We start from the raw sequence: 22,677 nt of genomic DNA, 5'->3' as shown, positions 1-22,677 counted from the left end.
CGCTCAGTTCGCCCACGGCAGCGGCGCGTCGTTCAAGCCCCAGTAGAGGCTCTTCTGCTGCATGTATTCGCGGATGCCGAGACGCCCCTTCTCGCGCCCCATCCCGCTCTCCTTCCAGCCCGAGAACGGCGTGGAGATCGAGAACAGCTTGTACGTGTTGATCCACACGGTGCCCGTCTCCAGCGCCCGCGCGATGCGCCACGCACGCTTGTAGTCGCGCGTCCAGATGCCGGCCGCGAGGCCGAACACGCTGTCGTTCGCCTGTGCGATCAGCGACGCTTCGTCGTCGAACGGCATCGCGACCAGCACCGGCCCGAAGATTTCCTCCTGGCAGATGCGTGCGCTGTTCGGCAAGCCTTCGAGAATCGTCGGCTGATAGAAGAAGCCGTGCTCGCGCCCGTCGCCCGTCGGCCGCTCGCCGCCGCACAGCAGGCGGCCGCCTTCTTCCAGCCCGAGCACGACGTAGCGTTCCACCGACTCGCGATGCTTCGCGGTGATCAGCGGGCCCATCTGCGTGTCGGGCCGCGCCGGGTCGCCCACGCGCAGCGCGCGCGCGCCGGCCACCAGGCGCTGCATGAATGCGTCGTACACCGCGCGCTGCACGAACAGCCGCGACCCGGCGATGCACGCCTCGCCCGACGAGCTGAAGATCCCGTACAGCACGCCGTTGACCGCATGATCGAGATCGGCGTCGTCGCACACGATCGTCGGCGACTTGCCGCCCAGTTCGAGCGACACGGGCATCAGCTTCTCGGCCGCGATGCGCGCGATGCCGCGGCCTACCTCGGTGCCGCCGGTGAACGACACCTTCTTCACCAGCGGATGGCGCACGAGCACGTCGCCGATCACCGAACCCTTGCCCGGCAGCACGCTCAGCACGCCCTTCGGCACGCCGGCTTCCTCGCAGATGCGCGCCAGCGCGAGCGACACGAGCGGCGTGACCTCGGCCGGCTTGAGCACCACCGCGTTGCCGCCGGCCAGCGCCGGCGCAAGCTTCTGCGCGTCGGACGCGATCGGCGAATTCCACGGCGTGATCGCCGCGATCACGCCGATCGGCTCGTACACGCTCATCGTCAGGTAATCGCCGCGCGACGGCGTCAGTTCTTCGTCGAGCGTCTCGAGGCAGGCCGCGAAATAGCGGAACGTGTTCGCGGCGCTGGCCACCAGCACGCGCGTCTCGCCGATCGGCTTGCCGTTGTCGCGGCGCTGCAGGTGCGCGAGCGCTTCGTGGCGCTGCATGATCAGGTCGGCGACGCGGTACAGCACCTGCGCGCGCTGATGCGGTTTGAGCCCGGCCCAGTCGGCGCGGCGCCATGCGGCGTCGGCGGCCACGACGGCGTCGGCCGCGTCTTCCGCGTTCGCCGTCGACACTTCCATGTTCACCGTCTGGTCGGCCGGATAGATGCTCGTGTAAGGCGCGCCACGGCCGCGCCGCCACTCGCCGCCGACCAGGATGTTGCCGTCGGGCACGAGGCTCGTATCGAAAGAAGTCATGTCACCTATCCCACAAATCTGTCTCTGCGCATCCGCCCTCGCCGTGGCGCGGGCGGACGCTCGATGGTCCGGTCAGATCACGCAGCGGGCCGCGCGGTTGCGCAGCGCGCGGATCGCGCTGTACGCCGTCAGCGCGGACGTCTTCGGGTTGTCGGGCAGCGGCTTGCCGCTCATTTCCAGCGACATCTCGCCGAACGCGCCGCGCGCGGTGATGCGATGCACGTTGCGCGCGACCGTCGGATCGGCGATCAGGCGCACGTGGGTCGCGTCGAGCCCGAGGCCCGCGAGCGCGACCGTCGCCGCGACGTTCGCGTTCTTCGGATAGAGCCGCGCGGCGTCGCGCGCGGTGCCTTCGAAGATCACCTTCTCTTCGGTCATCGCGTGCAGGTCGCACAGTGCCTCGGCCGGCGTGCCGAGCCAGCCGAGCGGCGGTTTGCGGCCGACGTACAGCACTTCGTCGAGGCCGCCCTGCTTCGCGGACGCCAGCGCGTCGATGCCGCCGATCGCACCCGACAGCAGCGTCACCGTCGTGCCGCCTTCGTCGGCGGCCTGCGACAGCACGTCGAGCAGCGCGAGATCGGACAGCGCGCCGATCGACGCGACCGCGCAGTCGGTGCCGGCCTTCAGCAGCGGCACGACGTGATCGACGAGCGCGCTGTGGCCCGCGCATTCGAGCGCGAACTCGGGGCGGCGGGCCAGCGCGTCGACCGACGACACGACCTCCACCGCGCCGCCGAGATCACGCTGTACCGCCGCGCGCTGGTGTTCCGGCACGATCACGTGCGCGACGCGCAGCGACGCATCGTGCTCGACCGCGTGGTACACGGCCGCGCCGATCGCGCCGAAGCCGATCATCGCGATGTCGACCGGGGCGTGCGCCCGCTTTTGCCCGTTATGCATACTGGCGCTCCGTCGGCGCTTCCTGCTTCACCGGCGGGCCCGCGAAGGCGGACGCGAACGAGCCGACCGACAGCATGTCGACCTCGACCATCACCGGCCCTTCCTTCGCGATCCCTTCGCGCACGACCGCCTCGGCCTGGTCGAGCGACGTGATCCGGTAGTGCGTGAGGCCGAAGCTCGCGCAGAACTGCGCGAAATCCGGCTGGTGCAGCTGCACGAAGCAGCGGCGGCCGCCGTAGTGCGCGTCCTGGATGTTGCGGATCACGCCGTAGCACTGGTCGTTCATCAGCACGATCATCACGTTCGCGTTTTCCTGCACGGCCGTCACGAGTTCGCCGACGTTGACCATCAGGCCGCCGTCGCCGACGAGGCAGACCGTCTTCGCCGCGGCGCCCGCGAGCGCCGCGCCGATGCCCATCTGGATGCCCTGGCCAATACCGCCGCCGAGCGCATGCACGCCCGAGCGCGGCTCGAAGATCTTCAGCAGGCGGTTGCCCCACGTGCTGTTCGAGATCGTCACGTCGCGCACCCAGTTGTAGTCGCGGCCGACGGCGCCCTGCAGCGTGTCGACGAGCTTCTTGTACGGCCCGAGCCCCTTCGCCACGTCGGCCACCGCTTCCTCGCGGGCCGCCGCGAGATCGGCCGCGAATTGCGGATCGACGGACAGCCGGCCTTCGAGGCGGTCGGCCAGTTCGGCCAGCACGCGCTTCGAATCGCCATGCACGAACAGTTCGTTGCGATAGCCGCGGTTGTCGGCGAGCGCGTCGGCATCGACGCGGAACAGCGGCTGCGGCAGCGCGAGCTTGTACTTCAGCGTCTCGTTGCCGCGCAGGCGCGAGCCGACCACGACGAGCGCGTCGCAGGTCTTGTAGAACGCTTCGACCGACGCATGCACGTTGAACGCGCCGAGCGTCGCCGGGTGATCTTCCGGCAGCACGCCGCGGCCCTGCACGCTCGTCACGACGCCGAAGCCGAGCTTCACGAGGCGTTCGACTTCCTCGCGTGCATGTCGCGCGCCGCCGCCGAGCCACAGCAGCGGGCGGCGCTTGGCCGCGAGTGCGTCGGCAAGCTTCGCGACGCGCGCGGTGTCGTGCTCGCGCACCGCGACGTGGGCGGGTGCGAGGTCTTCCGGCCATTCGATTTCGGCCGCCTGGATGTCGATCGGAATCTCGACGGACACGGGGCCCGTCGGGGCGGTCTGCGCGATGCGCACGGCTTCGCGAATCGTCGGCAGCACGGTTTCGACGGTGCGCACGCGGAACGCGGCCTTCGAGATCGAGTCGAGCATCGACAACTGGTCGGGCGCTTCGTGGATGTACGCGAGATCGCGGTCGAGATACGGCGTCTCGATCTGCCCGGTCACGTGCAGGAGCGCGGTGCCGGCCGTCAGCGCCTCGACCATCGCGCCGGCCGCATTGCCGGCCGCCGTGCCCGTGCTCGTGAACGCGACGCCGAGGCCGCCCGACACGCGGGCCAGCCCGTCGGCCATGTTCAGCGCGCCGGCTTCACCGCGCGCCCCGACATAGCGGATGTTGCCGCGCGAGTTGATCGCGTCGAGGATCGGCATGTTGTGGATCGAGATGACGCCGAACGCGGTTTTCACGCCGCACTGCTCGAGAAAGGCGGCAATCAGCTCGCCAACCGTGGTTTTTTTAGACATGGCGTGCAAAGCCTCCAGAAACGTCGATATGGCTGCCCGTCGTGTAGGACGACAGATGCGTTGCGAGATAAAAAAGTGCCCAGGCGGCCTCGTCGGGCTTGCCGAAGCGATTCAGCGGAATGTTCTTCTTGCGGGCGAGCGCGCCCGTCCAGTCTTCCCAGCTTTCGCCGGGCTGCGCCTGCGTGTCGTAGCGGCGGCGCCACTGCCCCGACTCGACGATGCCGATCAGGATCGAGTTCACGCGGATGCGCTGCGGCGCCAGTTCGGTCGCGAGCGATTTCACGAGGCTCAGCACGCCGGCGCGCGCCGACGACGTCGCGACCATGTGCGGCTCCGGCTGCAGCGCGAGCAGCGAGTTCACGCAGGTGATCGTCGGTGCGGCCGCATCGCGCAGCAGCGGCAGGAAGGCGCGCGTCGGACGGATGATGCTGAAGTACTTCAATTCGAGTTCTTCGCGCCAGGCGTCGTCGGTCGTATCGGCGAAAGTCGACACGCGGCCCTGGCCTGCATTGTTGACCAGCATGTCGGCACGGCCGAAACGCGTGGACACCGCTTGCGCGAATGCGGTCACGTCGGCTTCGTCGAGCACGTCGCAGCGCGCGGCCAGCAGTCGTGCGCCTGCGTACTTGTCGCGCAGCATCGCTTCGGCGCGGGCGAGGCGTTCGCCGTCGCGGCCGCAGATCGCGACCGACGCGCCGGCCTGCAGGAACCGTTCGACGGTCGCGAGGCCGATGCCGGACGAACCGCCCGTCACCACCGCCACCTGCCCGGTCAGATCGATCTCGATCATGTCGTCGGTCCTCGCCGGGCCGCCCCAAGAAGATTGACCGCCCCGTCGGGGGGCAGCGTGCGAAGCATGCGTTGGGGTCTCATTTCAGTCCTAAAGCTTTCATGAACGTGTGCTCGTCATCCGAGCGGTAATTGAGCCGCCGCGACAATTCCGCCGCCGCGCGCTGCACCTTGTCGATCAGCCCGTCCGCGATCAGCGCCGCGTCGATCTCCGGCCTCGGCACCGTCACCGTGATGCACGCGACGATCTTCTGCGTCTCGTTGCGCACCGGCGCCGTGACGACCGAGATCCCGCGTTCGAACGACGAATTGCTGACGCCGTAGCCGCGCAGTGCGTCCTCGCGGATCACGTCGTACAGCGCGTCGACCGTTTCCGGCGTCGCGCTCGTCATCCGGTTCAGCACGCGTTCCGGATACAGCGCATGCAGTTCCTTCAGCGACAGGTCGCCCATCAGCACGTGGCCGTGCGTCGTCGCATGCGCGGGCAGCCGCGTGCCGACGTTCACGCGGATCGAGCTGAACACCGGCGACTGACTCTGCGCCTTCGCGACGAACACCACGTCGCGGCCGTCGCGGATCACGATGTGCGTCGTGAAGCCGGTCGCATCGCGCAGGCTCTCGATCACCGGCAGGCCGAGATCGGTCAGCTCCAGCGAGCTCAGGTATTCGAAGCCGAGCCGCAGCACCGCGATGCCGAGCTTGTAGTTGCGATCCTTGTCCGCGCGTTCGAGAAAGCCGAGCGATTCGAGTGTCTGCAGCAGACGGAACACCGTCGTGCGCGGAATGCCGAGCCGTTTCGACAGTTCGGGCGCGCCGAGCACGGGCTCGCGCGGCGAGAATTCGGCGAGAATCCGCAGCCCGCGTTCGAGGCCCGGCACCACATAGTTGGCCTCGGCCTTCGCGTTGTCGGATTCGTTTTGTTGCAGCGGTTCGCTCATGCCAGCCCCCACTGCGTCTCGCACTGCCGGCAGAAACCTTCGATCAATGCGGAATAGACGGCCGGCGCTTCCACGTAACCCGCATGCCCGGCCTGCGGAATCACCTGCAGCCCGACGTGCGCGGCCGCGGCGATCCGCTCGCACGCGGCGGGCGGCGTGATCGCATCGTGCGCGCCGACGGCCACGGCCGTGCGGCCGCGAAAGCCGGCGAGATCGGCCGCGAGATCGGCGTTCGCGAGCAGATGCGTGGCCTGCGCATAGCCGGCCGGCACGATGCGCGCCATGTTCCAGCGCACCCACGCCCGCGCCTCCTCGTTCGCGAAACCGGACAGCATGTTGCCGCTGCGCTGCTCGGCGAGCCCGGCCGGACCGAGTTCCGCGAGCATCGCGAGCCGCGCGTCGCGGCGCGATTCGCGGGTGTCGGCCGGTGCGCTGCCGTAGCCGCCGGCGGGCGACACCAGCAGCAGGCCGGCGATCCGCGCGGGCATCACACGGGCGAGACCGCCCGCGATGATCGCGCCGAGCGAATGGCCGACCAGCACGCAGCGTTCGATGCCGAGTGCCTCGAGCCACGCGTTCAGCGATGCCGCGTAATCGGCGGCGGCAGGCGACGCGCCGTGCACGGGCGTCGACACGCCGTAACCGGGCGCATCCCACGCGAGCACGCGGCGCGATGCGCCGAGCGTGTCGAGCTGGCACACCCACGATGCGGCGCCCGAGCCGATCCCGTGCAGCAGCACGGCGGGCAGCGCGCGGCCCGCATACCGCGCGCCGGCCTCACGGTAGCCGATCGTGCCCGCCGCGCCGGCTACGCAACGCTGTTCGGGAAACTGCCCGAGCAGCGCGGCGAACACCGCGGTGCGGTCGCGTTCACGTTTGTCGATGACACTCATTGCTTCGCCCGCCCCGCCTCAGCGCTTGATCTTCGCGAGCGGCGAATCGGGCGGATACGTCGGCGTGATCGGCTTCGGCGAACCGAGCATCACGCACATCAGCGCATCTTCCTCGCCGATGTTGATTTCCGTGCGATACACGCCCGGCGGCACCGAGATCAGGTCGCGCTCGCCGAGGATCGCTTCCCAGGTCTCGCCGTCGCGCTCGCAGATCACCTTCATCTTGCCGCGCAGCACGAAGAAGATTTCCTCGACGTCGATATGGATGTGGCTCGGGCCGATGTTGCCGGCCGGGATGACCATCGTCGAGAACGTGAAGTTGCCGGCCGGCACCGTGTTGACGTCCTTCGCGACGCCCGTGCCGCCCGTGCCGACGTAGCGCATCTGCGCGCGGCGGTACTTCGGGTCGTAGTCGGCCTGGAACTTCAGCGCGTCCCAGTCGTAGCGCCGCGTCGCGTAGCGCGCGACGCGCCCTTCCATCCAGTCGTTGAAGCTTGCGCCTTCCGGCTGGTCCCACGACTTGCGTTCGAGATCGGCGTCCGCCATCGTCCTCTCCTTCATTCCGAGTGAAAACTTCAATTCAGTTCATTACGAAGCCGCCGTTGACCGGCAGCAGTTGACCCGTGACGAAGCGCGCGCCGTCCGACAGCAGGAACAGCACGGGGCCCGTCACGTCGCCGGGCACCTGCGCGCGCGTCAGCGCACGGCCCTGCAGGTAGAACGCATGGCGCTCGGCCGGTACGTAGGCGGTCGCCTCGACTTCGGTGAGCCCCGGCGCGATCGCGTTGACCGTTACGCCGTGCGCGCCGAACTCGCGTGCCTGCGCATGCGTCATCGCGATCACCGCGCCCTTGCTCGCGACGTACGCGAGCAGCTTGGGCGCGCCCCACAACGCGGTATCCGACGCAAGATTCACGATCGCGCCGCGCCCCGACTGAGCGAGGTGCGGCAGCGCTGCATTGCTGACGAGCCACACGCCGCGCACGTTCACGTTCATCACGGCGTCCCAGGTCGCCACGTCGAGCTCCGTCGACAGCTTGCCGCCCGAGTTCGTGATCGCCGCGTTGTTGATCAGCGCGTCGATGCCGCCGAGCGCCGCCGCGCCCTGCGCGACGAAAGCGTCGATGCTGGCCGGATCGGCAAGGTCGAGTGCGAAGAAATGCGCGGCGTGGCCGGCTTGCGTGAGCTGCGCGGCGAGCGCGCGGCCCTCTTCCGCGAGCACGTCGCCGAACGCGACCTGTGCACCCGCTTCGACCAGCGCCTTCACGAACGCCGCGCCGAGACCGCGCGCGCCGCCCGTGACGAGCACGCGGCGACCGGGCAATGCCACGACCGGAGCGAACTCAGCCATTCGCGTGCTCCGAGGCGGCATGCGCCGCACGATGCGCGTCGAGCGCGGACAGGTGTTCCTGCGCACGCTGGCGCAGCATCCGGCGCACACGTGTGATGCCGACGTCGTGCTGGTACAGGTATTCGTGATCGCGCGCATGCGGCGCGAGGCTTTCGAGGACGTAGCGGTCCTGCTCGAGCACGTCCCAGTGCAGGCCTTCGAGGCGGTTGCGGTACATGAAGCGCCACACGTCGCGCTGCCAGCCGCCGACCTTGCGGGTACGCCAGAAATAGACCTGGCAGTGGTCGCCGTCGACCGGCGTCGCGAAGCCGATGATCCCGAAGTTGCCGCCCGGGCCGAATTTCTGCTTGTACGGAATCGCGAGGCGCATCCACAGGCAGCCGGTTTCGCCGAGTTCGACCCAGTCGAAGTTCACGTCGCGCTGGCCGATCTTCTCGAACATCAGGCCCGTGTCCGTCTTGCGCACGCGCATGTCGGCCTGCTTGTCGCCTTCGGCCATCGAGTGCGACGTCGCGTGCAGATACGCGCCGTGCATCGGGTCCATCACGTTGTCGATCGCGTACTGGTAATTGCACTTCCAGTTCGACACGCACAGGAAGTGCGCGTATTCGTCGGCGACCAGTTCTTCCGGCAGATTAAGCGGCGCCGGCTCGCCGTGCGCTTCGTCGCCGAACCACAGGAAGATCGCGCCGGCCTTCTCCTCGACCGGATACGACTTCACGCACTTCGTGCCTTCGAGCGGACAGTTCGATACCGCCGGCACGCGGTTGACCGTGCCGCCGCCGTCGACTTCGATGCCGTGATACCAGCACGCGATGTTGCCGCCAAGGTTCCAGCCGAGCGACAGGCGCGCGCCGCGGTGCGGGCAGCGGTCTTCCAGCGCGTGGACCTTGCCGTCGTGATCGCGCCACAGCACGATCTGCTCGGACAGGCGCGTGAGGCCGACGGGCGCGTTCGACACCTGCCAGCTGGGCGCGACGGGATACCAGTAGTTCTTGATGCCGCGATCGAGGTAGTCGCGGACCGGGTCGTGTTGGGTTTCGTGTTGGTCGGGGGACGTCATCAGTGTGCTCCGGATGCGGTTGTCGGGTCGGCGCTCAGGCGCGCGGCGCGGTCGGCGCGTTCATTCCGCCAGCGAGGCCATTTCGGCGCGGAAACGCTCAGGTGTCCAAACCGTACCGTCCGGCGCGCGAAAGCCGATGCGGTTCAGCCCCGCGACGACATCGTCCAGCTCGATCGCGCCGCTCTCGAACACGCGTTCGAGCGCATCGCCGAGGTCGTTCTCGTACTGGGTGGGTTCCGCCTTGCGGTTCTGCCAGACCAGGTTCTCGACCTGGCCGGGGATCTCGATCTGCCCCTTGCCCGCGACGTTGTTCGGCTGCGGCGCCACCCACGGCTTCAGGAAGGGATTGAAGTTGACGGTCGCTTCTTTCATGTTCAGTCCACCTTGATCTGGATTTCCTCGCCGGCGAGGCGCACCGCGTACTGCTTCAGCGCGCGCCCGCCCGGGCCCTTCAGGCATTCGCCCGTCTTGATGTCGAACACGGCCTCGTGCAGCGGGCATTCGACCGTGCCTTCGTCGACGAACCCCTGCGTCAGCAGCGCGTACGCATGCGGGCATACGTTCTCGAGCGCATACACGTCGTCGCCGACGCGGTAGATCCCGATTTCCACGCCGTCGGTCCGCTTGAACTCGATCGGCGTGTCTTCCGACAGCGCGCCGGCGTGACCGGCACAAATCCATTGCTCAGACATCTCGCACCCTTCCTTCTGATCGACTCTCGGTTTGTTCCGTTTTGTTCCATATCAGGAACATCAGTTTATGGATGGTGATTATAGGAGCGACTGTCCGCGAGCAAAATAAAAAGCTGCATGTCCTAGGGAAAACACCGACGCGCAGTTCGACCGCCCCCTTCGCCTACCTTATCGAATGTAATTTTTTGTTGTTTGACGCGGGTTTATCGGTTTTTCAAAGGCATCAGGCCTTGTTGTACGGCCTCACGGAGGCACTCATCCGTCCCGAAAAATTTATTTTTGATCGAACGCTCCGCGCCCCTATACTCCATTCCATCAGAGGCACGATGTTCCTTATATGGAACATACAAATGCCCACTCGACGATGCACCCGCGCGACGGCCGGCCGTCCCCGCGCAGGCCGTCGCAACACGTTTTCATCAGGTTGGAGAGTCAGGAGATCAAATGGTCAAGCATGCGGTAGCAGCGGCAGTCATCGGAATGGGTGCCGCGTCGGGCGCGTGGGCGCAGAGCAGCGTGGTGCTGTACGGCAGCATGGACGCGGGTGTCGCATACGTGAACAACGTCGGCGGCCACGCGAAGTGGGCGATGATCCAGGGCAATACGCAGCCCGACCGGTGGGGCCTGAAAGGCAAGGAAGATCTCGGCGGCGGGCTGTCGGCGATCTTCCAGCTGGAAAACGGCTTCTATACGAACAACGGCCAGTTCGCGACCGCGAACACGATCTGGAATCGCGCGGCGTTCGTCGGCCTCGGCGCCGAGCGCTACGGCACGCTGACGCTCGGCCGCCAGACGCCGCTGGCGTTCGACTATCTCGACCCGCTCAGCACCGCGTACCTCGCGATGAGCTGGTACGCGTTCCATCCGGGCAACATCGACGGGCTCGCCGCGACCGGCAACGTGCCGTACAACAATTCGATCAAGTATCGTTCACCGACCTTCGCGGGCTTTTCGGCCGCGGCGACGCTCGCGCTCGGCAACACGACGAACTTCTCGACCGGCAAATCGGTCGGCGTCGCACTGAACTATGCGAACGGGCCGTTCAAGGCGTCGGCCGTCTACTCGAACGAGCACGATCGCTCGCTCCTGATCGGCCAGACGGGCATCACGTCGTTCCAGGGGCAGAACACCGCGAACGGTTATCTCGCCAGCAAGGTCGAGAACATCGGCGCGGGCGCGTCCTACCAGATCGGCGACTTTCTCGTGCACGGCCTCTACACGCGCGTGAAGATGCAGTCGAACGGGTTTTCCGACACGTTCCAGAGCTACGACGCGGGCGTGAATTACCGCAGCAGCGCGTTCAACACGATCGCGGGCGGCGCGGCGACCACGACGCTGGCCGGCCGCCGCTGGACGCAGGTCGAACTCGGCGACATCTACGCGCTGTCCAAGCGCACGCAGTTGTATGCGAACGTGCTTTATGAACACGCTTCCGGCGGCGCGAAGGCCGCGTTCTTCACGGCCGGCGTGTCGAGCACCGCGAACCAGGTGATCGTACTGACCGGGATTCATCATTCGTTCTGAACGCGTTCGGGCACCGGGCTTCGGCGCCCGAAAACGACAAGAGCGGCCCACGGGCCGCTCTTGTCGTCTGCAATGCCGCGCGCGGCGGCCGGATCGATACGCGAGCGTCAGAACATCGCGACCTTGTGACGCGCATGCGCGAACGTCGGGTCGCTTTCGAGCGGACGATAGTTCAGCCGTTGCGACAGGTCGACCGCCGCACCGCACACGGCCTCGACGAGCCGCTCCTTCTCGCCGGCCTCGCCGATCTCCGAGCGTGGCACCGTCGCGGTGATCGCCGCGACGATCGAGCCCGAATGATCGCGCACGGGTGCGGTCACGGCCGAAATGCCGCTCTCGAACGCCGCCTCGCTGACCGCATAGCCGAGCCGAGCGTAGTGACGCACGCGTTCGTACAGTTCGTCGACGGTGCCGGGCGTGCGCTCGGTGAACTGTTCGAGTTTTTTCTCCGGATAGAGCTGCCGCATCGCATCGCGCGTCAGGTCCCCCATCAGCACGTGGCCGTGCACGGTCGCATGCGCGGGCAGGCGCGTGCCGACGTGCACCTTCACCGAACCGAACATCGACGCATTGCTCTGCGCCTTCGCGACGAACACCACGTCGCGCTGGTCGCGGATCAGCAGGTGCGTCGACAGGCCGGTCGAATCGCGCAGCCGTTCGAGCACGGGCGTGCCGAGATCGGTCAGTTCGAGCGAATTCAGGTATTCGAAGCCGAGCCGCAGCACGCCGACGCCGAGCCGGAAATAGCGATCGCCGTTCACGCGTTCGAGAAAACCAAGCGCCTCGAGCGTCTGCAGCAGGCGGAACGTCGTGGTGCGCGGAATGCCGATGCGCTTCGACAGTTCCGGCGCACCGAGCACGGGTTCGCGCGCGGAGAATTCGGCGAGGATCCGCAACCCGCGTTCGAGCCCCGGCACCAGATAGGACGAAGCGCCGCCCGACGATTCTTCGTCGCCGGGCGCCGCCGGATCGGGTGCGCCGCTCATCGTTGTCTTGACCATGTGGACATGGACGGAAGGAAATCGGTCACGAAACAGGTCATCGATCGTCGTGGATATTCAGTCATGCTACCTCAGTGCGCGCGTGGGCTCGCACCGGCGCGCGGCGCCGCGACGCAGCATGCGCGTCCACGCCACCATGACGCGTCATTCAAGGTCGAGAGGATAGCAGCGTTGGACCGCGCGACGCCATGCAGAAATCGCCGGACGCCAGCGCGCTGACCGCACGGCGCCCGCCCACGGCGCGGTCGGACGACGGCCAGCAGCACGGAACTTGACGTCGGACCGCCTACAGGCGCGACAGATAGACACGAATGGTCGTGCGGTCGTACGTAAAACCGCCGGCCGGATCCGGCTGCAGCACGCGTGCCAGATCGACCGGATGCAGCCAGCCGGCGCCCAGCAGGCCGCCGTTGATCCCGCGGATCCGGGTGCCGCCGACGGCAATCGCCGCGTGAAAGACATTCGCGCCGCGGGCGAAGCCGACCGCGGTGCCCGCCGGAATGCTCGCGCGCCCGTCCCATTGAGTGCCGGTCTCGAAGTTGAAGCGCGTCCTCCACGACTGGCCGATCGTGTCGAGCAGCGCCGCGGGCGTGATCATCGCGTCCGCGCGCAGCAGATACCGCACGTAGGCCGCGGCATCGTAGCAGACGCCGCCGGACATGTACTCGTCGATGTTCGCCATCCCGAACATCAGCGCCTGCGCGTGTTTTTGCCGTTCGGCGATGCCGGATTGGGCGACATGCCCGCCTAACTGGGTCAGTTGCACGGATAGCTCCTTTCAGGAAAGCGGGACGTCATTGTCTCGCCGATGCAATAACCTCATATCTTATTACGATATGAATCGGCGTTTTCCACGCTCCCTCGTGCGATACGTGGTTGCACCTGCTCGGGAGGTCATGAGCCTGCGTGCAGACTTTCGCTACGCGTGTCGCATCGTCGACGCGATGCCCGCGCATCGGAGGCGGCATAGGCATGCCTGTGTCGAACGGCACGGACCATTTGGCACAGCGAACGCCGGCAAACGGTCGCATTTCGCGCCTGGAGAAAAAAACGGAAGCAGTCGGAAAAGCGCCGTCCGGCAACGGACGGCACAGAGGAAGGCGATCCCCGCGCCGGATCCCCGCGACGACGTCAGGCCGTCACGGCGGCGTCATATTCGGCGCGGGCAAGCTGGCCAGCGGCGTATGCCTCGGCTTCGCCGCGAAAGCCTTCGCGGCTGAACGCCACGACTTTCACGCCGACGCCGGTCGCCCGCTTCACCGTCAGCGCCCATTGCCATCCGCCGTCTTGCTCGAAGACGTGCAGCGAGGGTTCGAAGGAAGGGTCGAATACGGTCACGCGTTGTGCTCCTGCCCCGTCGCGCGCTGCATCGGCAACGCACGGAGGCATGTCGAAAAGGGGGCGCGCCGGTGTGCCGACGCGCTTCTGCCATTCCACAGTCTAATCAGCGATTGTTGCGACGCACCATCAGAGGTTTCACTCATCTATCGGAACCGCCCGTTCGATCGAATCTGACTCAAAGCCTTGCGGGGCGGGGCTGAGCGACACGTCGGCCGGCCCGACATCGCGTTCGTGCGGCAACGTGCCGCACGCGCGATGGCTTGCGTTGGCCTTTCGCGAATCGCGGAAACGGGGTGCGACCTATTCGGCCGCCATCGACACGCGCCGGAAGGTCAGGTTGACGCGTTCGCCCTGTACGCTGGGCGCCTTCGGCACGCGGTGCTGCCATTCGGCCTGCGTGCGTCCGCGCATCACGAGCAGGCTGCCATGCACGAGGCGGTATGCATGCGTGACGCCGGTCGCGCGATGGCGAAGATCGAACACCCGCATCGCGCCGAGGCTCACCGACGCGATCACCGGCGCATCGCCGAGTTCGGGTTCGTTGTCCGCATGCCAGCCGAGGCTGTCCAGCCCGTTGCGATAGCGATTGAGCAGCACGCTGTTGAAACGCACGCCGCACGTCGCCTCGACCGCATGCTTGAGGCCGAGCACGGCCGGCGTCCATGGCTCCGGCACGTTGCGGATTCCCGAGTACACGTACACGGCATCCGGTTCGCCCTGCCACGCGGTGAGCCTCGGCAGCGGAATGCGTCCGCGCGGCGTACGGATCGTGTCCTGCCGCCACGCGACCTCGTCGATCAGCGCGGCCAGCGCGCGATCGGCGTCGGGCGGCGCCAGCCAGTCCGGGTACCAGTCCACGTCGGGCACGGGCGTATCAGCGAAGAGATCGGGCGTCGACATGTCGGCGGAACGGGCAAGGAACGGAGCGAACGCGCATGTCTGCATACTAGCCAACGGCGCCGCACGCCGCCATGCGCTGTCATTCCCGACGAAAGGAAACCGCGGGGCGCGCGATGCGCGTTCGCGTCGCATAACGGCCGTCCTCGGCCACCGGCTACCCGCGTGTCAGCCGAATCAGCGTGATCTCGGACGGCACGCCGAAGCGGTTCGGCGGCCCCCAGTACCCAGTGCCGCGGCTCGTATACAGCCACATGTCGCCGATGCGGTTCAGCCCGCCGATCACCGGCTGCTGCAGACGCACGAACGGCGGCCACGGCAGGAACTGGCCGCCATGCGTGTGCCCCGACAACTGCACGGTAAAGCCCGCGCGGTTCGCCGCTTCCGCGCTGCGCGGCTGGTGCGCGAGCAGGATCTTCGTGCCGACATCGGGCGGCGCACCGGCCAACGCCCGCTCGGGATCGCTGCGATGGGCGGGATCGAAGCCGCCGGCCGTGAAGTCGGTCACGCCCGCGAGCACCGCCCGCGCGCCGCCGCGCTCGATCAGCACATGCTCGTTCAGCAGCACGGTCAGCCCGATACGACGAAATTCGTCGATCCACGCATGCGCACCTGCGTAGTACTCGTGGTTGCCCGTCACGAGGAAGGTGCCGTGCCGCGAGCGCATCTCGCCGAGCGGCGCCGTATGTTCGCGCAGGCGCTTGACCGAACCGTCCACCACGTCGCCCGTCACGACCACCAGGTCGGCGTCGAGCGCATTGACCGCGCGCACGATCCGTTCGATGTAGGGCCGCTTGATCGTCGGGCCGACGTGGATGTCGGACAGTTGCACGATCGTCAGCCCGTCGAGCGCGGCCGGCAGGCCGGCGACCGGAATCGACACGCGCTTGACCGCCGCCGTGCGGCGCGCGCCGACGAACCCGATCGCCGTCACGAGCACCGCGGCCGCCAGCACGCCGAGCGCCGTGTCGGGCGCCGCGCCGCTCCATGCGCCGTCATGCCCGAGATGCCGCCACGCGAGCACGCCGAGCAGCACGATGTCGCGCAGGAACGTCAGCACCAGCAGCGACGAGAAGAAGCCCATCGCGAGCGCGCCCGCCCAGCCGAGCAGCGTCGCCGCCCACCCTTCGTCGAAGCGGCGCGAGAACATCCCGACCGGAATCAAGACGACGAAACTCGCCAGCACGAGCGCCGCGATCGTGCGCGCGAGCGGCGACACGAACGCATCGGGAATGATCCGCATCCCGACGTACAGATGGAACAGCACGCCGATCGCAATGAACCGGACAAAGAAACTTCGCATGGAACGCTCACCTTCGTTGCACGACCGCTTCCGCGACGCGCGCCGCATCGGGCCGTGATGCCCGGTGCCGCGCGTCGCACCCTACGCACGATGGTACACAGATCCCGGCCGCGACGACGGGTCGCGGCCGGCGGTGCGGCGCCGCTGTCTCGTCGATCATCCGCACGTGACGATCGACATGCAGGAACGGGTGAGCCCCGACATCGTGCGCGCTGCGCAGGCAGGCTTGATCGACGCCGGCATCGTGGCCGGCGACGTGCTGCGCATGCTGCGCAGGCGCATCCAGGTCGGCAACTTCGAGACGGCCTGCCGAATGATCGAAGCAAACGTCGCGTGCTGCCCGAAGGCACCGCGCGCCGTCATGCGAAGACGATGGCGCCGCGCCTCGTCGCGCTCGAAGACGACTGGGCCGAGCGCCGGCTGCAGATCTGCGTCGCCGATCTCGATGCGCCTCCGCGTTTCGCGCGCGATTTCACCGGCCTGCTCGTCGAGGACGGCCGCGGCCAGCCGGACTGATTCGCATGCGTTCGAGCGGCAATCGGCGGTTTGCGCGCCAATTGCCGCTGCGTCGACATGGCAAACTCCGCTGCACGATTTCGTCTGACGATCCTTGACAGTCCATTCGCAACCCTGCACGAGCGGGTGCTGGCAGAATCGCGGCGGTCCGATCATCGCTGCCGACACGCACTGCCGGACCGTCCGGCATGACCGATGGCGCGGCCGCGGTCAGCCTCGCCCCTGCCGTGAACGCGCGCCGGATCGCTGGCGATCCGCATTACGCTGATTTATGATCGGCCCCGTATCCTGAAATCGTCGTCGCGGCCCGGCCGGTTGCGACGATCCGCATTGCGCCGCGCCCGGCATCCACCCCCAACGTCGAGCTCGTCACACCATGAGAACAACAACGCCGCGCGCGCCGCTGCGTATCGCCGCCGTCCTCGCGCCCGCCCTGCCGCTCGCGGGCTGTGCATCGCGCGGCGCGCCGTCCTACGTGCTGTTCGGCGCGTACTTCCCGTTGTGGCTCGTCAGCGCAATCGTCGGCATCGTCGGCGCGATCGTCGCGCACCGCGTGTTCGTCGCGACCGGCTGGGCCGCGACGGTGCCCTACCAACTCGCCGTCTGCACCGCGATCGGGCTCGTGGTCGCCGTGCTCGTCTGGCTCACCGGCACGGGGCCGTTCGCATGAAGGCCGCCGGCATCGCCCGCCCCTCCGTGAAAGGCCGCGTCATCGCGCTCGCGATCGTCGCGCTCGGCATCGCGGCGCTCGCGTACGCGTACCACCGCACGACGGCCTACCCGTCCACCGACGACGCGTCGATCGACGCGGACGTCGTGCACGTCGCGTCGCCGGTCGGCGGCCGCATCGTGCAGCTCGCGGTGCATGAAAACCAGCGCGTCGCGAAAGGCGACCTGCTGTACGTGATCGATCCCGTCCCGTACCGGCTGACCGTCGCGCAGGCGCAGGCCGATCTCGAACTCGCGCGCGCGTCGCTCGACACACGCCGCCGCTCGCTGATCGGCGAGCGTTCGAACGCGTCCGTCGCCGCCGAGCAGGTCAAGCGCGCGACGCAGAACTACGATCTCGCGACGCGCGACGTGAACCGGCTCGCGCCGCTCGCCGCGCAGGGCTACGTCAGCGCGCAGCAGTTCGACCAGGCGAAGGTGCGCCAGCGCGACGCGTCCGTCTCGCTCGCACAGGCACGGGAACAACAGCGCGCGTCCGCGCAGACGATCGGCGACGACGCCGACGCGATCGCGACGCTGCACGCGCGCGAAGCGGCGCTGGCCCGCGCACGGCATGCGCTCGACGATACGGTCGTGCGCGCGCCGCACGACGGGCTCGTGACGGGCCTGAGCGTGCTCCCCGGCGAAACGCTTGCGCCGAACCAGTCGATCTTCACGCTGATCGACGCGAGCGAATGGTTCGCGGTCGGCAATTTCCGCGAAACGTCGCTCAATCGCATCGCGGTGGGCGACTGCGCGACCGTCTATTCGATGATCGACCGCGACCGCCCGATGACGGGCAAGGTCGTCGGCATCGGCGCGGGCATCGCGGACAGCGAGCGCATCAACCTGCCGCGCTCGCTGCCGATCGTGCAGCGCTCGGTGAACTGGGTGCACGTCGCGCAGCGCTTCCCCGTGCGCGTGAAGCTCGACGAACCCGACGGCAAGCTCGTGCGCGTCGGCGCGAGCGCGATCGTCGAGGTCCGGCATGGCTCAGCCTGCCGCTGACGTCCGCTCGCCGGGCCCGCGCGAAGTCCTGCGGCTGCTCGCGCCGTTTCCGGGGCGCGCGGCCATGGCCGTGCGCGTCGCGCTGATCTGTGCGCTCGTCGTGCTCGTGACGAGCGGATACGGCACACCCGAAGCCGCGATTTCCGCGTATGTCGTCTTCTTCCTGAACCGCGCCGATCGCGTGACGAGCGCCGTGCTCGCGGTCGCGATGCTGTTGCTCGTCACGCTCGTGATCGCGCTCGTGATCGGCGTCGCGATCTTCAGCATCGAGTATTCGGTGCTGCGCGTCGCGTGCATGGCCGTGCTGTCGGTCGGCCTGCTCTACCTGACGTCCGCCAGCAAGCTGCGCCCGGTCGGCGCGATTCTCGCGATGATCGTCGGCTTCGGACTCGACGAGCTGGGCCTGGCGCCGGTCGGCGAAGCCGCGACGCGCGCGCTGCTCTATGCGTGGCTGATGGTCGCGATCCCCGTCGGCGTCGCGATCGTCGTCAACCTGCTGATCGCACCGTCGCCGCGCAAGCTTGCGCACGCGCAGCTCGCGAAGCGGCTGCGGCTCGCCGCGCGGCGGCTGCGCGGCGACGACAGCGCGCGCGACGCGTTCGATGCCAGCCTGCGCGAAGGCGACAAGCAGTTGCTCACGTGGCTCAAGCTGTCGAAATTCGAAGGTTCGTCGCCCAGTGCCGATGTCGTCGCGTTGCGGCAGGCCGTCGCGTCGAGCACCGCGCTGCTCGTCGCGGTCGCGCTTGCGGATCGCGAACCGGCGGCGCGGCTGCCCGACGCATTCGCCACGCCGATCGCGGCGACGCTCGACGAGATGGCCGCGATCCTCGAACAGGGCGGCTATCCGGTCGACGTGACGCTCGCGCTGCCGGCGCCCGATGCACTGCCGCCGCTCGCACGCGTCGTCGCGGCGGACCTGCACATCGCGATCACGCAGTTCGCGCAGCCGCCGGCAACCGACGCACCGGCCGTATCGGCCTCATCAACCGATACCGCCGCCGACAAACCGGCGGAACCCGCCGCACCGCCCGCCCCGCGTGGCGGCTTCTTCCTGCCCGACGCGCGCACCAATCCCGACCACGTCCGCTATGCGCTGAAAACGACGGCAGCGGCAATGTTCTGCTACCTGCTGTACTCGCAACTCGACTGGTCGGGCATCCATACCTGCTTCATCACCTGCTACATGGTGTCGCTCGGCTCGACCGCGGAAACGGTCGAGAAACTCACGCTGCGCATCGCCGGCTGCATCGTCGGCGCGCTGATCGGCACCGCCGCGCTCGTGTTCGTCGTCCCGTCGCTGTCGTCGATCGGCGAACTGATGGCGCTCGTCTTCGCCGGCGCGTGGCTGTCCGCGTGGGTCGCATTCGGCTCGCCGCGCATCGCGTACGCGGGTTTCCAGGTCGCGTTCGCGTTCTTCCTGTGCGTGATCCAGGGCGCCGGCCCCGGCTTCGACCTGACGCTCGCGCGCGATCGCACGATCGGCATCCTGCTCGGCAACGTCGTCGTGTATCTCGTGTTCACGCGCATCTGGCCCGTCAGCATCGGCAAGCAGATCGACACGGCGCTCGCGGCGCTGCTCGACCAGTGGCGACGCATCGCGCAGATCGCGCAGCCGGCCGAACGGCGCGCGCTGGCCGCCGAAGCGTTCGCCCGGCACGGCGCGATCTCGCAGGAGCTCGGCCTGATCCATTACGAGCCGTCGTGGGTGCGGCCGGCCGCGGCGTGGCTCGCCACGCGACGGCGCGCACTCGCGGAACTCGGTGCGCTCGAAGGCCCGCTGTTCCTGCTCGCCGAACGCAAACCCGGCGACGCGGCGATCGGCGAGCAACTCGCGCGCGTGACCGCGCCGGGCGATGACGAAACCGCGCCCCGCGCGAATGCCCCGGCGGCGCCATCGAGCACAGCCCATACCGACCCCGCACGCGACGCGCTGCTGAACCTGATCGACACGCGGCTCGCGCACATCGCCGACGCCGCCCGTCAAGCCACACCGAAGGAGCCTGCCCCTCATGCGCGTACCTGAACCGCCGGCCGCCCCGATCGCCGCCGCCGCGCTCGCGACCGCCGTCGCGCTGGCCGGCTGCGCGACGTCGTCGATCGATCTGGCGCCGGAGGCGTCCGACCGCCCGTGGCAGCCGCAAACGTCGGCCGCGGGCGACATCGTGGCGGCGCCGCCACACGCCGCCGTGCAAGGTGCGCACGACTACACGCTGCCCGCGTCGCCGGCGCTCGCGTCGGTGCCGCCGCCGGCCGCGCTCGATGCCGCGCATGCGTACACGCTGCCGGAACTGATCGATCTCGCCGAATCGGCCAATCCGCTGACCCGCATCGCATGGAACGACGCGCGCAACGCGGCGCTGGCGGTCGGCCTCGCCAAGTCCGCATACCTGCCGCGCCTGTCGGCGACGGCAATGGGTGCGTACCAGGCGAACCACGGCTCGACGTCGACGATCCTAGGCGATTCGTCGAGCAACACCAGCGTGCACGGAACGATTTCGGCGCTGTCGCTGCAATGGCTGCTGTTCGATTTCGGCGGCCGCGCGGCACGCGTCGAAGCGGCCGAACAGGCGTCGATCGCATCGAACGTCGCGTTCACGGCCGTGCACCAGCAGGTGATCCACGACGTGACGGTCTCGTACTACCGCTACGAAGCCGCTCGCTCGCGCGCCCTGAGCGCGCAACAGGGCCTCGCGAACGCGGATGCGATTCTCGCGGCGTCCCGCGCGCGGCTCAAGCACGGCGTCGGCACGGTCGTGGAGCTCGCGCAGGCGACGCAGAACCGCGCGCAGGCGAACCTCGCGCTCGTGCAGGCCAACGGCGCCGAGAGCGACGGTTACCTCGCGCTCGTCTCCGCGCTCGGCATCTCGCCGCTGTCGAAGCCGGCGATCGCCGCGTTGCCGAAGCGGCCGCTGCCGCCTGCGCTCGGTTCGTCCGTCGACGCGATCGTGTCGGACGCGATCGCGCGCCGCCCCGACCTGCAGGGTGCGTTCGCGCTCGAAAAGGCCAATCGCGCGAAGATCAAGGCGGCGCAAGCCGCGTTCATGCCGAAGATCTTCCTGTCCGCGTCGACGTCGTATGCGAGCGGCGGCACGTCCATCTCCGCGCTGCCCGCGATCGGCGACCAGGCGCCGACCGTCAACCTGAACGGCAGCCGCTACGGCGGCGGCGTGTTCCTCGGCGTGACGATCCCGCTGTACGACGGCGGCCTGCGCTCGGCCGTGCTGATGCAGGCGCGCAACGACGCGGAAAGCGCATCCGCGCGCCTCACGCGGACCAAGGAGGAAGCGGTGCGCCAGATCGTCGCCGCGCAGAACGCGGTGCAGACGAGCCTCGCGTCGCACGACGCCGCGAAGGCGCTCGTCGATGCCGCGCAAACGAGCTACGATGCGGCGCTGACCGCGTACCGGAACGGCGTCGGCTCGGTCACCGACGCGACGATCGCGCAAAGCCAGTTGCTCGCCGCGCGCAACGCGGAAGTCGACAGCTATGCCGGCGCCTTGTCGGCCGCCGCCGCGCTCGCGCTCGCGACGGGCACGATCGGCTCGGCGCAGTAGCACCGCCCAGGCGGTTGACGCGGCCGCGCGCCGCCTACTAGAATGCCGCCCATTCTTCCTTCAGGAACCATCGTGGACAGTTGCAGCACTCCGTTGCGTGCGCCGCTTGCCGCCTGAACGCCTGTCCGCCGCAGTTCTCCTGCCCCGGCTCGCGTTCCGCGAGCCGCACGCCATCCGTTTCACATTTGAATGACGCATTCGCGCGGTACAGTACCGCGCGATGACGGCTGACGCCGCGTCGCCTTCGGCCTTGCGCCGCGGCGACGCGAGCCGGCACGCGCTTCTTGCACGGCAGGACAACCATGACTTTCGATTTCGCACTCCGTCTTTTCACCGCGTTCGCCTGCGGCGTCGCCATCGGCCTCGAGCGCCAGATGCGCCAGCGCACGGCCGGCCTGCGCACCATCACGCTCGTCGCGAGCGGCGCATGCCTGTTCGTCACGCTGGGCGTGCTGACCGGCAACGGCGTGGCGGGCGTCACGCAGATCGCCGCCTACGTCGTGTCCGGCGTCGGCTTTCTCGGCGGCGGCGTGATCATGCGCGACAAGGGCTCGATCCAGGGCATCAACACGGCCGCGACGCTGTGGTGCTCGGCCGCCGTCGGCGTGCTGGCCGGCTCCGGCCACTACGTGCCCGCGCTTGCCGGCACGGGCGTCGTGCTGCTCACCAATACGGTGTTGCGCGGCGTCAGCCAGGCGATCAACGCGACGCCCGTCTCGAACGCCGACCTCGTGCGCGAATACCAGATCACCGTGATCTGCCTCGCGGCCGACGAAGTCCACATCCGCACGCTGCTGTCGAACGCGATGTATGCGAAGCCGCTGTCGTTCCAGAGCCTCACGAGCGAAGACGTGCCCGACCAGCCGGACCGGCTGAAGGTCACCGCGACGCTGAAGCTGCATCCGAAGGATCAGCAGAAACTCGAGCAGATCGCGAGCCGGATGAGCATGGAGAAAAGCATTTCCAGCGTGAGCTGGACGGCGAAGGAAGTGGAACCGATGATGGAGTGAGCCGCGTGGCGGCAGCCGCCTCCGGCGGCGCCGTC

22 protein-coding genes and 1 pseudogene are annotated in these 22,677 nt (G+C 68.3%); 7 read left to right on the top strand and 16 right to left on the bottom strand.

The window, feature by feature from the left end; all coding sequences use genetic code 11:
* Positions 1–3 precede the first annotated feature (3 nt).
* The 11 genes from WS64_RS30450 to WS64_RS30400 form a co-directional block, all read right to left on the bottom strand.
* Complete coding sequence (locus WS64_RS30450; RefSeq protein WP_060968755.1) at positions 4–1,494, bottom strand: aldehyde dehydrogenase; 1,491 nt, start codon at positions 1,492–1,494, stop codon at positions 4–6.
* A 72-nt stretch (positions 1,495–1,566) separates the two neighbouring features.
* A complete protein-coding gene (locus WS64_RS30445; protein ID WP_060968754.1) occupies positions 1,567–2,394 on the bottom strand; it encodes an aspartate dehydrogenase in 828 nt (275 codons plus the stop codon).
* The gene (locus WS64_RS30440) at positions 2,387–4,054 is read right to left on the bottom strand and encodes a thiamine pyrophosphate-binding protein (RefSeq protein WP_059639672.1); all 1,668 of its coding nucleotides are present in this window, start codon (positions 4,052–4,054) and stop codon (positions 2,387–2,389) included. The genes WS64_RS30445 and WS64_RS30440 overlap by 8 nt, the downstream gene beginning before the upstream one ends.
* Entirely contained in the window at positions 4,047–4,844 is a 798-nt protein-coding gene (locus WS64_RS30435; RefSeq protein ID WP_060968753.1) for an SDR family oxidoreductase, read from the bottom strand. The genes WS64_RS30440 and WS64_RS30435 overlap by 8 nt, the downstream gene beginning before the upstream one ends.
* Before the next feature lie 79 nt (positions 4,845–4,923).
* Positions 4,924–5,781, bottom strand: a complete 858-nt coding sequence (locus WS64_RS30430; protein WP_059639674.1) for an IclR family transcriptional regulator — start codon at positions 5,779–5,781, stop codon at positions 4,924–4,926.
* On the bottom strand, positions 5,778–6,674 hold the full coding sequence (locus WS64_RS30425) for an alpha/beta fold hydrolase (RefSeq protein ID WP_060968752.1): 897 nt from the start codon (positions 6,672–6,674) through the stop codon (positions 5,778–5,780). Before WS64_RS30425 ends, WS64_RS30430 begins: the two co-directional genes overlap by 4 nt.
* A gap of 18 nt (positions 6,675–6,692) precedes the next feature.
* Entirely contained in the window at positions 6,693–7,220 is a 528-nt protein-coding gene (locus WS64_RS30420; protein ID WP_034180369.1) for a cupin domain-containing protein, read from the bottom strand.
* 34 nt (positions 7,221–7,254) lie between these two features.
* Entirely contained in the window at positions 7,255–8,025 is a 771-nt protein-coding gene (locus WS64_RS30415) for an SDR family oxidoreductase (protein ID WP_060968751.1), read from the bottom strand.
* Positions 8,018–9,088 carry an aromatic ring-hydroxylating dioxygenase subunit alpha gene (locus WS64_RS30410; RefSeq protein WP_060310752.1) on the bottom strand — a complete coding sequence of 357 codons (1,071 nt, stop codon included), beginning with the start codon at positions 9,086–9,088 and terminating at the stop codon, positions 8,018–8,020. Before WS64_RS30410 ends, WS64_RS30415 begins: the two co-directional genes overlap by 8 nt.
* A 60-nt stretch (positions 9,089–9,148) precedes the next feature.
* Positions 9,149–9,460 carry a recombinase-like helix-turn-helix domain-containing protein gene (locus tag WS64_RS30405; protein ID WP_060968750.1) on the bottom strand — a complete coding sequence of 104 codons (312 nt, stop codon included), beginning with the start codon at positions 9,458–9,460 and terminating at the stop codon, positions 9,149–9,151.
* A gap of 2 nt (positions 9,461–9,462) precedes the next feature.
* Positions 9,463–9,780, bottom strand: a complete 318-nt coding sequence (locus tag WS64_RS30400) for a non-heme iron oxygenase ferredoxin subunit (protein WP_059584879.1) — start codon at positions 9,778–9,780, stop codon at positions 9,463–9,465.
* Between the two features lie 444 nt (positions 9,781–10,224).
* Here WS64_RS30400 and WS64_RS30395 point away from each other — a divergent pair, with 444 nt between their 5' ends.
* Complete coding sequence (locus WS64_RS30395; protein ID WP_059639679.1) at positions 10,225–11,304, top strand: porin; 1,080 nt, start codon at positions 10,225–10,227, stop codon at positions 11,302–11,304.
* Positions 11,305–11,411: 107 nt separating this feature from the next.
* On the opposite strand, the gene WS64_RS30390 is transcribed toward WS64_RS30395, so the two are convergent.
* The 5 genes from WS64_RS30390 to WS64_RS30370 all read right to left on the bottom strand — a co-directional run bounded on the left by WS64_RS30390 (position 11,412) and on the right by WS64_RS30370 (position 15,846).
* A complete protein-coding gene (locus tag WS64_RS30390; RefSeq protein ID WP_059584877.1) occupies positions 11,412–12,305 on the bottom strand; it encodes an IclR family transcriptional regulator in 894 nt (297 codons plus the stop codon).
* A 286-nt stretch (positions 12,306–12,591) separates the two neighbouring features.
* Complete coding sequence (gene tecA / locus WS64_RS30385; RefSeq protein WP_059639681.1) at positions 12,592–13,071, bottom strand: type 6 secretion system effector deamidase TecA; 480 nt, start codon at positions 13,069–13,071, stop codon at positions 12,592–12,594.
* A 365-nt stretch (positions 13,072–13,436) separates the two neighbouring features.
* Positions 13,437–13,643, bottom strand: a complete 207-nt coding sequence (locus WS64_RS30380; protein ID WP_059585120.1) for a hypothetical protein — start codon at positions 13,641–13,643, stop codon at positions 13,437–13,439.
* Between the two features lie 303 nt (positions 13,644–13,946).
* Positions 13,947–14,546, bottom strand: coding sequence for an alpha-ketoglutarate-dependent dioxygenase AlkB family protein (locus tag WS64_RS30375; protein ID WP_060968749.1), 600 nt, complete (start codon positions 14,544–14,546; stop codon positions 13,947–13,949).
* Positions 14,547–14,700: 154 nt separating this feature from the next.
* The gene (locus WS64_RS30370) at positions 14,701–15,846 is read right to left on the bottom strand and encodes a metallophosphoesterase (RefSeq protein WP_060968953.1); all 1,146 of its coding nucleotides are present in this window, start codon (positions 15,844–15,846) and stop codon (positions 14,701–14,703) included.
* 127 nt (positions 15,847–15,973) lie between these two features.
* Between WS64_RS30370 and WS64_RS35620 the strand changes: the two are divergent.
* From WS64_RS35620 to WS64_RS30335, 6 genes and pseudogenes are all read left to right on the top strand, one after another.
* Positions 15,974–16,362 (top strand): annotated as a pseudogene (locus WS64_RS35620) (LysR family transcriptional regulator); the annotation flags it as partial.
* Between the two features lie 376 nt (positions 16,363–16,738).
* Entirely contained in the window at positions 16,739–17,032 is a 294-nt protein-coding gene (locus WS64_RS30355) for a hypothetical protein (RefSeq protein ID WP_059584872.1), read from the top strand.
* A complete protein-coding gene (gene mdtN / locus WS64_RS30350) occupies positions 17,029–18,078 on the top strand; it encodes a multidrug transporter subunit MdtN (protein ID WP_060968746.1) in 1,050 nt (349 codons plus the stop codon). Before WS64_RS30355 ends, mdtN begins: the two co-directional genes overlap by 4 nt.
* Entirely contained in the window at positions 18,059–20,101 is a 2,043-nt protein-coding gene (locus tag WS64_RS30345) for an FUSC family protein (RefSeq protein WP_060968745.1), read from the top strand. Before mdtN ends, WS64_RS30345 begins: the two co-directional genes overlap by 20 nt.
* On the top strand, positions 20,088–21,632 hold the full coding sequence (locus tag WS64_RS30340; protein WP_060968744.1) for a TolC family protein: 1,545 nt from the start codon (positions 20,088–20,090) through the stop codon (positions 21,630–21,632). The genes WS64_RS30345 and WS64_RS30340 overlap by 14 nt, the downstream gene beginning before the upstream one ends.
* 302 nt (positions 21,633–21,934) lie before the next feature.
* On the top strand, positions 21,935–22,642 hold the full coding sequence (locus WS64_RS30335) for an MgtC/SapB family protein (protein ID WP_059639689.1): 708 nt from the start codon (positions 21,935–21,937) through the stop codon (positions 22,640–22,642).
* The last annotated feature ends 35 nt before the right edge of the window (positions 22,643–22,677 follow it).

This window comes from Burkholderia anthina (assembly GCF_001547525.1).
GTDB classification, from domain to species: Bacteria; Pseudomonadota; Gammaproteobacteria; order Burkholderiales; family Burkholderiaceae; genus Burkholderia; species Burkholderia semiarida.
The sequence above is the reverse complement of the archived record's forward strand: the minus strand, read 5'-3'. Positions and strand labels throughout refer to the sequence as shown.

Excerpts from the sequence above, each read along its gene's own strand:
- WS64_RS30415 (WP_060968751.1), bottom strand. The coding sequence starts at position 8,025 with ATGGCTGAGTTCGCTCCGGTCGTGGCATTGCCCGGTCGCCGCGTGCTC.
- WS64_RS30335 (WP_059639689.1), top strand. The coding sequence starts at position 21,935 with ATGACTTTCGATTTCGCACTCCGTCTTTTCACCGCGTTCGCCTGCGGC.
- WS64_RS30375 (WP_060968749.1), bottom strand. The coding sequence starts at position 14,546 with ATGTCGACGCCCGATCTCTTCGCTGATACGCCCGTGCCCGACGTGGAC.
- WS64_RS30440 (WP_059639672.1), bottom strand. The coding sequence starts at position 4,054 with ATGTCTAAAAAAACCACGGTTGGCGAGCTGATTGCCGCCTTTCTCGAG.
- WS64_RS30390 (WP_059584877.1), bottom strand. The coding sequence starts at position 12,305 with ATGGTCAAGACAACGATGAGCGGCGCACCCGATCCGGCGGCGCCCGGC.
- WS64_RS30400 (WP_059584879.1), bottom strand. The coding sequence starts at position 9,780 with ATGTCTGAGCAATGGATTTGTGCCGGTCACGCCGGCGCGCTGTCGGAA.
- WS64_RS30355 (WP_059584872.1), top strand. The coding sequence starts at position 16,739 with ATGAGAACAACAACGCCGCGCGCGCCGCTGCGTATCGCCGCCGTCCTC.
- WS64_RS30405 (WP_060968750.1), bottom strand. The coding sequence starts at position 9,460 with ATGAAAGAAGCGACCGTCAACTTCAATCCCTTCCTGAAGCCGTGGGTG.
- WS64_RS30340 (WP_060968744.1), top strand. The coding sequence starts at position 20,088 with ATGCGCGTACCTGAACCGCCGGCCGCCCCGATCGCCGCCGCCGCGCTC.
- WS64_RS30450 (WP_060968755.1), bottom strand. The coding sequence starts at position 1,494 with ATGACTTCTTTCGATACGAGCCTCGTGCCCGACGGCAACATCCTGGTC.
- WS64_RS30425 (WP_060968752.1), bottom strand. The coding sequence starts at position 6,674 with ATGAGTGTCATCGACAAACGTGAACGCGACCGCACCGCGGTGTTCGCC.
- WS64_RS30345 (WP_060968745.1), top strand. The coding sequence starts at position 18,059 with ATGGCTCAGCCTGCCGCTGACGTCCGCTCGCCGGGCCCGCGCGAAGTC.
- WS64_RS30420 (WP_034180369.1), bottom strand. The coding sequence starts at position 7,220 with ATGGCGGACGCCGATCTCGAACGCAAGTCGTGGGACCAGCCGGAAGGC.
- WS64_RS30370 (WP_060968953.1), bottom strand. The coding sequence starts at position 15,846 with ATGCGAAGTTTCTTTGTCCGGTTCATTGCGATCGGCGTGCTGTTCCAT.
- WS64_RS30395 (WP_059639679.1), top strand. The coding sequence starts at position 10,225 with ATGGTCAAGCATGCGGTAGCAGCGGCAGTCATCGGAATGGGTGCCGCG.
- WS64_RS30445 (WP_060968754.1), bottom strand. The coding sequence starts at position 2,394 with ATGCATAACGGGCAAAAGCGGGCGCACGCCCCGGTCGACATCGCGATG.
- mdtN (WP_060968746.1), top strand. The coding sequence starts at position 17,029 with ATGAAGGCCGCCGGCATCGCCCGCCCCTCCGTGAAAGGCCGCGTCATC.
- WS64_RS30430 (WP_059639674.1), bottom strand. The coding sequence starts at position 5,781 with ATGAGCGAACCGCTGCAACAAAACGAATCCGACAACGCGAAGGCCGAG.
- WS64_RS30435 (WP_060968753.1), bottom strand. The coding sequence starts at position 4,844 with ATGATCGAGATCGATCTGACCGGGCAGGTGGCGGTGGTGACGGGCGGT.
- WS64_RS30410 (WP_060310752.1), bottom strand. The coding sequence starts at position 9,088 with ATGACGTCCCCCGACCAACACGAAACCCAACACGACCCGGTCCGCGAC.